Annotated in this window: 12 protein-coding genes; 11 read left to right on the forward strand and 1 reads right to left on the reverse strand. The window is 45.9% G+C overall.

Going from position 1 to position 10,046, the window contains the following annotated elements; all coding sequences use genetic code 11:
- Positions 1 to 154: 154 nt before the first annotated feature.
- The 11 genes from M1D71_RS14315 to M1D71_RS14365 all read left to right on the forward strand — a co-directional run bounded on the left by M1D71_RS14315 (position 155) and on the right by M1D71_RS14365 (position 8,850).
- Positions 155 to 733 (forward strand): permease, encoded by a 579-nt coding sequence (locus M1D71_RS14315; protein WP_458127012.1) that lies wholly within the window; start codon positions 155 to 157, stop codon positions 731 to 733.
- Positions 734 to 835: 102 nt separating this feature from the next.
- Positions 836 to 1,456, forward strand: coding sequence for a TetR/AcrR family transcriptional regulator (locus M1D71_RS14320; RefSeq protein ID WP_458127013.1), 621 nt, complete (start codon positions 836 to 838; stop codon positions 1,454 to 1,456).
- A gap of 303 nt (positions 1,457 to 1,759) precedes the next feature.
- Complete coding sequence (locus M1D71_RS14325) at positions 1,760 to 2,767, forward strand: LacI family DNA-binding transcriptional regulator (RefSeq protein ID WP_458127014.1); 1,008 nt, start codon at positions 1,760 to 1,762, stop codon at positions 2,765 to 2,767.
- 209 nt (positions 2,768 to 2,976) lie between these two features.
- Positions 2,977 to 3,447: a hypothetical protein gene (locus M1D71_RS14330; RefSeq protein ID WP_458127015.1), complete on the forward strand. Its 471-nt coding sequence runs from the start codon at positions 2,977 to 2,979 to the stop codon at positions 3,445 to 3,447.
- A complete protein-coding gene (locus M1D71_RS14335; RefSeq protein ID WP_458127016.1) occupies positions 3,444 to 4,457 on the forward strand; it encodes a CehA/McbA family metallohydrolase in 1,014 nt (337 codons plus the stop codon). The genes M1D71_RS14330 and M1D71_RS14335 overlap by 4 nt, the downstream gene beginning before the upstream one ends.
- A 20-nt stretch (positions 4,458 to 4,477) precedes the next feature.
- Positions 4,478 to 5,233, forward strand: coding sequence for a glycerophosphodiester phosphodiesterase (locus M1D71_RS14340; protein ID WP_458127017.1), 756 nt, complete (start codon positions 4,478 to 4,480; stop codon positions 5,231 to 5,233).
- Positions 5,196 to 5,363, forward strand: coding sequence for a hypothetical protein (locus M1D71_RS14345; protein WP_458127018.1), 168 nt, complete (start codon positions 5,196 to 5,198; stop codon positions 5,361 to 5,363). The genes M1D71_RS14340 and M1D71_RS14345 overlap by 38 nt, the downstream gene beginning before the upstream one ends.
- Positions 5,360 to 5,605 (forward strand): MATE family efflux transporter, encoded by a 246-nt coding sequence (locus M1D71_RS14350; RefSeq protein ID WP_458127019.1) that lies wholly within the window; start codon positions 5,360 to 5,362, stop codon positions 5,603 to 5,605. Before M1D71_RS14345 ends, M1D71_RS14350 begins: the two co-directional genes overlap by 4 nt.
- Positions 5,544 to 6,473, forward strand: a complete 930-nt coding sequence (locus M1D71_RS14355) for a carbohydrate ABC transporter permease (protein ID WP_458127020.1) — start codon at positions 5,544 to 5,546, stop codon at positions 6,471 to 6,473. The genes M1D71_RS14350 and M1D71_RS14355 overlap by 62 nt, the downstream gene beginning before the upstream one ends.
- A gap of 16 nt (positions 6,474 to 6,489) precedes the next feature.
- The gene (locus tag M1D71_RS14360; protein ID WP_458127021.1) at positions 6,490 to 7,335 is read left to right on the forward strand and encodes a carbohydrate ABC transporter permease; all 846 of its coding nucleotides are present in this window, start codon (positions 6,490 to 6,492) and stop codon (positions 7,333 to 7,335) included.
- 108 nt (positions 7,336 to 7,443) lie between these two features.
- Entirely contained in the window at positions 7,444 to 8,850 is a 1,407-nt protein-coding gene (locus tag M1D71_RS14365; RefSeq protein ID WP_458127022.1) for an extracellular solute-binding protein, read from the forward strand.
- Positions 8,851 to 9,106: 256 nt separating this feature from the next.
- Here the strand turns inward: M1D71_RS14365 and M1D71_RS14370 are convergent, their stop codons facing one another.
- Complete coding sequence (locus M1D71_RS14370; protein WP_458127023.1) at positions 9,107 to 9,979, reverse strand: AraC family transcriptional regulator; 873 nt, start codon at positions 9,977 to 9,979, stop codon at positions 9,107 to 9,109.
- Positions 9,980 to 10,046: the final 67 nt, after the last annotated feature.

Genomic DNA, 10,046 nt, shown 5'->3' on the forward strand with positions numbered 1-10,046 from the left:
ATTCTGCTCTGCCAATTCGAATTTGGAAGCACGACCGTCCGATATAACCTTCTTCTGCATGCTGGCTTTATATTGACAACTATAACTTTGGCGCATATATTATAACCAGTGGTTAATAACCATTGGTTATAATATATGCATAGGAGAGTGAAGAATGTTAGCCGGACATTTTGGATTAGCCGCCGCTGTAAGATCGAAGGTGCCTGAGGTTCCTTTGTGGGCTTTGATGGTTGGGACACAGCTACTTGATTTGGCTTTCGTACCTCTGCTGCTAAGTGGTATGGAGACTATGGATGAGGCTGTACATGGTGGTGGTTACGGGAATTTGATTATTCATGCAGATTATTCACATTCTCTGGTTGCAGCTCTTTTGCTGTCGTTATTGGCCGGATTGGCCGGGCGTAGGTTGTGGGGGGCAAGAGCAGGGAAGATCCTGAGCGGAGTGGTGTTCAGTCACTGGATTCTTGACGTTGTGGTCCACCGTGCAGACATGGTTCTGCTGCCTGGCAATTGGGGAGGTCTGCCTCTTCTTGGTTTAGGAGTCTGGAAGTTCACCTGGTTGGCTATTCTACTGGAGCTTCTATTGATTCTTGTAGGGATTATAATGTATTCCCGTTCTGCCCTTAAGACCGCCGCTGCAGGGCGAGGTAGAAGGGCTGCCCTGCTCTCGTCGGTTGTGCTGGGGACTGCTCTTATGGTAACGTTGATTTCAGATGTAACAGGTTTATTCTAAGGGGGTACCGCCATGAGTTTCATTGTTTTCATGTTAGTTTTCACAGTCCTCTGCGGTTGGCTGGACAGTCGAATCTCCAAAGCTGACGAGGTGGCTGGATAGATGGCTTCCAAGCAGGAAATAAGATCAGCCGAAACCAAAAAAAATATTCTGCAAGCAGCAGGCAAGCTATTCGCTAACCGGGGGTATGATACAGTTACCATGCGGGAGATCGCCAAGGCGGCAGGTTGCTCACATACAACGATATACATATATTTTAAAGATAAGGAAGTGTTGCTTCATCAACTATCCATGCCTCCACTGTTGTCTCTGCTTGAGTGTATTGATCAGCTGATCGCCAAAGAGCCGCATCCTGAAGTCCAACTGAAGGCCCTGAGTCTGGCAATGCTTGAATTTTGTCTGGCTAACCGTAATATGTATAGTTTATTTTTCAATGTGAAGTCGGTAAGAGTAGATGAGCCTTCGCCGGAGATGGAACTTAATCAACTGCGAAACAGCATGTTCGCCAAACTTACCGGAGTTATTGCGGATTGTCTGGGCAATGATCCCGGACCTGAACGTTCATTGTTGTATTCACGGATTTACTTTTTTACGCTTAACGGGATGATATCTGCTTATGCCGGCTCTGAGGAGCCGGTAGAGCAGCTGATGGAGCGGCTCAGGCCCACTTTTGAGCATACGTTTGAGGTCTTACTTAAAGGCATAGCCGCATCAAATATTTGATCCTCACCAGCATTCCAGTTGCTGCTTATTGTTTATTCAAAAACTGAATTGGGACAAAGCTGACTTCTCTTTAGCCCGCTATGTCAAAGGGAAGGATATCAATTAGCTGTAAAAGCCAAGGCGCACTTCTTGCTACTGCATATAAAGAAGTATTTTTTTGGAAAATAACACATCACTCCACTTTGTTACGTAAGACTGTATAATAGAGGATGTGTAATCTCTATGCACTAACTGATTTGTACAGCAGAGGTGGCTTCATTATGCTTCTGCAAATCCGTATTGATTTGGTTAAGGAGTGATAGTTTGGGTGCAAGCATAAAAGATGTAGCCGAGCGTGCTGGAGTCTCTGTTACAAGTGTTTCCCGGGTCTTGAATAGAGAGAAGTATATAAGCCAACGTATCCTTGACAAGGTAAACGATGCTATCGAGGAATTAAATTACTCCCCAAGCCATATTGCACGCAGTCTAAAAAAACAGAAGACCAATATAATTGGGATTATCGTTCCAGACCTCAGGAATTATTTCTGCTCCACAATATTAAGCAGTATCGAGGAAAGCGCCAGCGAGTATGGTTATAATCTGATTGTCTGTAACATCGCGGAGAATCTAGAGAAGGAGTTCAAGTATTTACAGGCTGTCCAGGAGATGCGGGTCGACGGAATCATTATCATGCACCAGAAAGTGGATGATCGTATTTTGTCTTTTATTGAGAGCGCTTCAATACCGATCCTATTCTCCTGTGTTCGCTCCCCACTACCAGGTAGATTCTCTGTGTTAATCAATGATTATCGGGCGGCACTGGATGCCACCGAGTATTTAATCGGTCTCGGTCATCGCCGAATTGCCTTCCTGGGCGGCGATCTACGAGATATATCGTCAGGCCACGACCGCTATCAAGGTTATGTAGATGCTTTAAGCAAATTCGACATTCCACTGAATCCTGATCACATCAAATTCGGTAACTATAAGCTGGAAAGTGGACGAATCATGATGCAGGAAATTCTGGAGCAGGGAGAGCTCCCTACCGTTGTATTTGCCGCCAGTGACGATATGGCTGTAGGTGCTATGAACTGTGTGCTTGATTATGGACTGAGGGTTCCTGATGATATTTCGATCATGGGATTTGATGACAGCCAGATTGCCGAAGCGGTCAGGCCACTTCTTACTTCAATACAGCAACCAGCCTGGGAAATCGGTAGGACTTCACTGGAATATCTGCACGCCTTAATTGAAAATCCTAATCAAAAGAATTGTGGAGACATCTACCTACCGCACCGAATCATGGAAAGGGCAAGTTGCAGAAGACTATAACATGGGATACAAAAATACAGATCCGTCCAAGCTGACGGGTCTGTATTTTTGTATCCCGACAGATGGGGTATCCAACCAAACACTTTTTATACAAGTCGACAAAAAAGCAGTACTAGAATTAACAAGGATTAATTAAAGTAGTAAATGGAGTTGTTCTGGTAACGATACCATACAAGAAAATTATAATACATACAAAGGAGACGCTGGCAATGCAAAGGGATATTATCGCCGTTGAAGGGAAGCTCAATCCGCTCAGCTCTAAAACACATATTACGTACCAGTTTCACTTGGATCCCCACTTATCTTTATTGGAGATTGAATTTAGGTATGCCCCCAAATCATGGTTAGACAAGGAAGCCTCACAGCCACTTATTTTGGAAGCTATTGAGACATACTCCGATCCGGCATGGATTGAATTACACAAGCAAGAATGGGAGAAATTTTATCCTTTACAGAACTTATTGACATTATCTCTGGATAGTCCCGAGGGTTTTCGCGGCTCTGCGCATCGGCATGATCCGGAACAGCAGCATGTCATCTGTCAGGATGAGAGCAAGACGTCTCCCGGGTTCATCGCCGGGGAGATTCCTTCCGGCGTATGGAAGGTGACAATCAGCGTGCATTGTGTTGTAACGCCAGATTGCTGCTATGAATTACTAGTGAGGGGGAAAGAAAGATGAAATGGACTCCATACGAACTTCATACCCATACGCCTCATAGTGATGGAACACATTCTCTTCTGGAGATGTGCCAGAGTGCTGCAAAGCTTGGACTCAAAGGTATCGCGCTTACAGACCACAACACCATATCGGGACTTGCGGATGCCGAAGCTGTCAGCAATCAGACAGGCATTACTATCATTCCGGGTATGGAGTGGACAACGTTCTACGGTCATATGCTGACCCTCGGGGCACCCTATTGCGAATGGAGAGATCTAGGGCCGCACGACATTCATAAGGGCATTGCTCGTGTTCATGAGCAGGGAGGCATTGTTGGGATCGCTCATCCCTATAGCTTCGGCAGTCCAATCTGTACAGGCTGTCACTGGGACTACCCCGTAAAGGATTGGAATCAAATTGATTATATAGAAGTATGGCATGAGACGATGCCTCCAATGAAGAATCATAATATACCTGCTTTCAGACAATGGACCGAACTGCTAAACAAAGGGTATCGGATATCCGCTACAGCCGGACGTGATTGGCACAGATCTGATCCGGGGGACAGTCTGTCCGCTTATACGTATATCGGTGTGCATGATACACCAGAGCCTCATTCCATCGCATCCATTATTTCTGCCATCAAGAAGGGACAGATCTGCTTAAGCATGGGCCCTTTACTGGAAGCCAGTCTTGCTCTTGGCACTGAACAATACGGACTCGGAGAAGAGGTCCCCTTAACCATCAGGAAGGCTAATCCTACTGTCGGACTCACTGTCCGAATTACACACTCATCCCAGCCCGAGCGTCCCTGGGGGGCCGATGAGGGGAATCTGATTATCGTTGATTCCAACTTGGGAGAGTTGGCCAAAGTACCAGCCTCCGAATATAACGGCCTGCCTATTATGTTGACAATCGAGGGATTGGTATGGCTTCGTGTGCGGCTATTCGGCACGATCGAGGGAATCCTGACAACTCTCGCCTGCACCAACGCGATATATTTCGCTAACAGGCATCAGATAGAAGAATAACATGCAGAAGAGGGATAACGATGCTATATCCGAAGCTGATCGCCCATACAGGTTGCGAAGGGACAAGCTGGAATACACTTGAATCCTGCGAAGTCGGTATGAAGGCAGGCGCTCATATTATAGAAGTAGATGTCAGAGTAACACAAGATCATGTGGCTGTTCTCCAACATGATGATGAGCCACCTCTTAATCAGATGAATTATGTGCAACTAACGAAAACGGGACAGCAGCCAGAGACGTTGAAACGGGTATTAACCCGATTCAATCAACTGCCCATTACCTTTAATCTAGACCTCAAAACAGAGCAGGCAACAGCGGCTGCGATAGCTGTTGTAAAGGAGACAGATTCATGGACCCAGGTGTGGTTCACAGGGGCCACACGGCTGATGGAGGGTTCTGAATATTCCAGATATGTCATGTGGAATCTGCCGGAGAATCTTCATGAGCTTGACGAAACAAGCTACCGGGGGCAAGTGACGGAGCTATGCCAGCGAGCGTCTGATTCGGGATTCAGAGGTGTGAACCTCCACTATGAATGCTGTCGGCCATATCTGATTGAGCAGGCTCACTATCACGGGCTGCATGTATGGATCTATACCTTGCCGGAGGACAGAAATTTGTTTATCAAGTATATGCACATGGGTGTAGATGCCGTGTCTGTCTACGAGGTGAAGAGTTTTACAGCGCTGAGAGCACTCCTGCATCCTTCACCCGGCTGGGATTGGCCTGGCCATCTTTTTGAGCCAAATGGTGCAGACGGTAATCTTCACCATTGATACGTTAATGCTTAGCAATTATTCCGATCTTGCCGTTGCTGCCGTAGGTACAGTCTCGCAATTGCTGTCTACAACTAATCTGTTGTTCGGCTTTGCCACCATTGGAACCGGATTATTATCAGCCAGTTGAGTGGCTCGGGGAAACGGGTTGAGGCTGATTACGTTGCCCGGACTGCATTAGTAGCGAATCTGCTACTCGGTGTTATAGTCAGTATCGTGTTGTTTTTGTTTCCTGAGCCTATTCTACGCGTGATCTCTTTGCCGGAAGTTTTCATAACTCTGAAATGTAAAGGAAGGGAGGGACAGTTCTTTGTCCGACCATATGTCAACGGCTACACCGACAGGCGTATTCGACCAACGCATGCTGCGTAAACGCAAAAAGGCAATTCGCCGGCAATCCTCACTTGCTTGGTATCTGTTTCTTCTTCCCACCATACTTGGCATTGTGCTGTTCATGATCTATCCGCTGGCCGAGTCATTGCGGCTCAGCTTCACCAAAGGGATCGATGAGCGATTTGTTGGTCTGGAGAATTACGTAAGCGTACTGGAGTCAGGGACCTTCTGGTATTCCGTGTACAATACGCTCTATATTACCGTCTTCCAGCTTTTGCTTGCTATTCCGCTAGGCTTCATCATTGCTTGTCTGATTAATAATTTGCGGCGAGGCTCCAATTTCTTCAAGGTGCTGTTCTATCTGCCAAATGTCACCTCCATTGTTGCAGCTGCTACCGTCTTCCTGGCTGTTCTTCATCCTGACGGTCCACTCAACTATGCTTTACAATTGATGGGCCTCGAGAAGATCATCTGGCTGTCACAGCCCCTCTCTGCCAAGTGGAGTGCGATCATTCTCTCTGTATGGCACTGGCTAGGCTTCGTTATTATTATTAATCTTGCCAATCTTCAAGCAATCTCCAACGACTATTACGAAGCGGCCTCTATCGATGGTGCATCACCCTTTAAGCAATGGTTGCACATTACTTTGCCGAATATGCTTGGCAGTTTGACGGTTCTGTTTATCATCGGTTGGATCGGTGGTCTACAACGGTTTTCCGATGCTTACATGCTCGGTGGCTTGCAGGGAAGTCCTGCGCGATCTTTGCATACCGTTGTCGGATTCATATTTGAGCGAGGTTTTGGTGGCCATGAGTATGGCTTGGCCTCTGCGGCTTCTTACATCCTGTTCCTATTTATCCTGGTCTTCACCTATATCAATATCAAAGTTACGAAGATGAAAATATAAGGAGGAGACTTGTACTATGTTAAGCGCAACAGGAAAAGGGAGACTGTCCAATGGAGTATTATTTCTGCTCCTACTTGGGTTGGGAGTGCTTATGCTGTATCCCTTTCTCTGGATGATAAGTGTCAGTTTCGAAAGAAGCAGTAATGTAGCTATTCCGTTTCCCCCGCGAATCATTCCTGAACAATTCTCTACATTTAACTATAAGCTGGTGTTCGAGAATGGGGTACTGTTCAAGGCCTATGCCAATTCAGCAATTATTTCATTGTTCAGTGTCATACTCAGTGTGTCTTCTGCCTTGCTGGCTGGCTATGCCTTCTCCAGAGGGGAATTCAGGGGTAAGAAATTGCTGTTCTTTACCGTTCTGGCTACGATGATGATTCCGTTTGAGACAAGACTGATCCCGATGTTCAGCATGTTTAATGATCTCGGTATGATTAACACCAAATACCCTCTGATATTCCCGGCAATCATCAATGCGCTTGGCATTGTACTGGTCAAGCAGTATTTTGATCGTCTCCCTGAAGGGTTGCGAGAATCTGCCAAGATCGACGGGGCCAGTGAGTTCACGATTTTTATCCGTATTTTCGCTCCTCTGGCTGGACCCATTACAGCGACACTGGCGATCCTGTCCTTTCAGGATAGCTGGAACTCCTTCTTGTGGCCGCTCGTTGTGATCAATGATCAGGATTTGAAAACGGTGCCTCTGTTTCTGTCCAGTTTCTCATCAGAGAACGGTAGCCGATTGATAGGGGTTACGATGGCTACTGCAGCAATGAGCATTCTACCGATCGTACTTGTGTTTCTGTTTTTCCAAAAATATATTATTCGCAGTATTGCCCTGAGCGGTTTGAAGGGAGAGTGATAGCCAGAGAGTGACAATCAACAGAGCACTTAAAGAGAACAGCCCTTTATTGGAAAGTAAGGAAGAGGAAATTTCGAGAAAATTAGAATTGGAGTTGGGGAGCTAACCATGTTGAAAAAATCAATCATGAAGTTGACAGGACCACTGCTGCTGGCGTCTACTATGATTCTAAGTGCCTGCGGAGCCAACAGTAATTCAAGCAATGCAACTGACGCGAATAACAAACCTGCATCTACTGGAACCGATACGGTGGTGTCAGCAGTGAATGAAGCATTGTCCGGAACGCTTAAAGTGCAACTCGTAGGCGATTTCTCGTTGGACGACAAGACTGATCCAATCTCAGGTAAAACCGCCAAGGGTGTGAATGTGCTGAAAGAGGAGTTCGAGAAACAATTTCCCAATGCATCCATTGAATTTGTACTCATGGGTTGGGATAATTATAACGAGAAGACACAGACGATGCTTCAGTCGGGAGCAGCCGATGTCTATCAGGTCCCCGGAATTGCTACTTTTGCTGAACAAGGATTGCTGGAACCGCTTCAGTCCTATATCGAGAAAGACAATTATGATCTGGGGAATTATCTAAATGGACAGGTAGATGGATGGAAGGCCATGGGGCCGGACGATAAGGAACCAGAGATTTATGGAATGCCTTTTATAGGGGATACACGAATTATTGTATATGACCGTCAGTTATTCGACGATTGGGGTGTGGAATACCTGTCCGAGTCTCCGACGATTGAGGAAGTGATGGAGAAAGCCGCCAAGATGACAGGTAAGAATCCTAAGACAGGCGAACAGAACTATGGTTTGACCTTCAAAGGGCAAGACGCAGCTGACACAGTAATGAATTTTAACGAATCGTTGGGCGGAGAGTGGGGTACAGGATTTTTGTGGAAAGACATGAAGCTGAACTTCGACACTGACACCATGGTTCGATCGCTCGGCTGGTTACAGGAAGCAGTTAAATATGCGCCAGAAGGTGTAATGGCGGGACAAGGTTCCGAGAACTTCCTGATGGAGAATAACAACATTGCGATTAATCTTCGAGAAGCTCCGGGCTTTGTTAACACTCTGGCTACCTTTGGGCTGGAAGACCGCTACCAAGCGGCATTGCTGTTCAAGAATCAGGAAAAGGGTATGGGTGGAATGTTCGCCGGCAGCCCGTTCGCAATTGGTAAGAATAGCAGCAATAAAGAGCTGGCTTGGGCATGGTTGAAATTCAGCGGCAGCGATTTCTTCCAGCAATACATGTGGGATGAACAGCGTTCACAGAGTATGCCTGTCATCAAGACTGCTGCAGAATGGTCCTCTGTGAAGGAAATCGAACAGATGGATGTTATTCTGAAAGCGATGGGACAGTTGTGGACACCACGCTATCCATACCGTTCCGGGCAACCTCGCTATATTCTGTCAGAAAATGTAGAACGTGTTCTGCTAGGGAAACTGAGTGCTGCAGATGGATTGAAGAGGGCTCAGGAAGAAAGCACTAAATGGTTGGCTAATCAGCAGTAATGCGACGTTTGCAAGCAGTGTACAGAATTGAGATCTGACAGACCCCGAGACTTGAACAAGTATGTCGAGGGACAAGAACAAAGTCCCACTGAAAGTCGCTATTATAGCGGCTTTTTTATTTTATCGGTACAAGTGCATGTCCAAACCAATTCGATTAGGCACATACCTAAATAATAAGCACATGCAGTTGAAACTTTAACAATTATTCCACGTTAATTTTAGACTAAGACAGATTACTAGCAAACAGCGAGTTTGGCTATTCATAATAAATGGCCTCGTAAGGAAACTCTAACTTATTCATGCGATATTCTTTGGGTGACATGGACATATATTGCCGAAAAACTTTGCCGAAATAGCTGGGACTCTCAAAGCCGCATTGTTGTCCAATTTGGGAAATCGGAAGTTCCGTCGTGCGGAGTAGTCGGACTGCAACTTCAATCCGTCTGTCTTTGAGATAGGCTAACGGTGATGTTTTCTCTGATTTCTGAAATAACCTGCACAAATAGTGTTTATTGATATCGCAATGGCTGGCCAGCAGATCCAGCGTCAACGGGGAAGCATAATTCTCTCGGATGAACTTTTTACATTTCTCGATCGTTGTTATGGATAGGGCACCGATATCCCTCTCCGCGTCCCGACTCGTCTGCACTAAGATAAGCAACCAGCGATAGACTTGCATGGACAAGCGATACTTGTCCGTAACTTTCTCTTGATGAATCAAATGGATAATTTGCCATAACTCTTGAATCAAGGGTGAGTCCGCGTTTCGCAGAATGACATGCCCCTCATTATCATGGATCATATCCCAAATTCGGTTGGCTTCATCCCCGCGTATGTTGATCCAAATAAATTCCCAAGGTTCGTTATTGTCTTGCTTATAGTAATAGCAATGTTCTCCGGAGATTTTGACGAGTAGTGCATGTCCCTTTGGTAAAGGAATCGTTTGATTTTCAATATCCAGATAACCCCGACCGTTAAGCGTGTATTGAAAAACAACATGCCCCGGGTCCGGTCTATTATCACTGGGACAGCGGTATTCCTCGCTTGAGACGATCTGCCATCCAATAGAGTCTAGTGTCATGATTGATGTATCGTCATTACGAAAAGCATAAGAGACCGTATGAACCATCTTTCATCTCCTTCCTAAAAAAGTCAATTATATTATATAATACGTCACATTTTTTAGATTGTCTGTC

It is taken from the genome of Paenibacillus sp. Z3-2 (assembly GCF_054161325.1).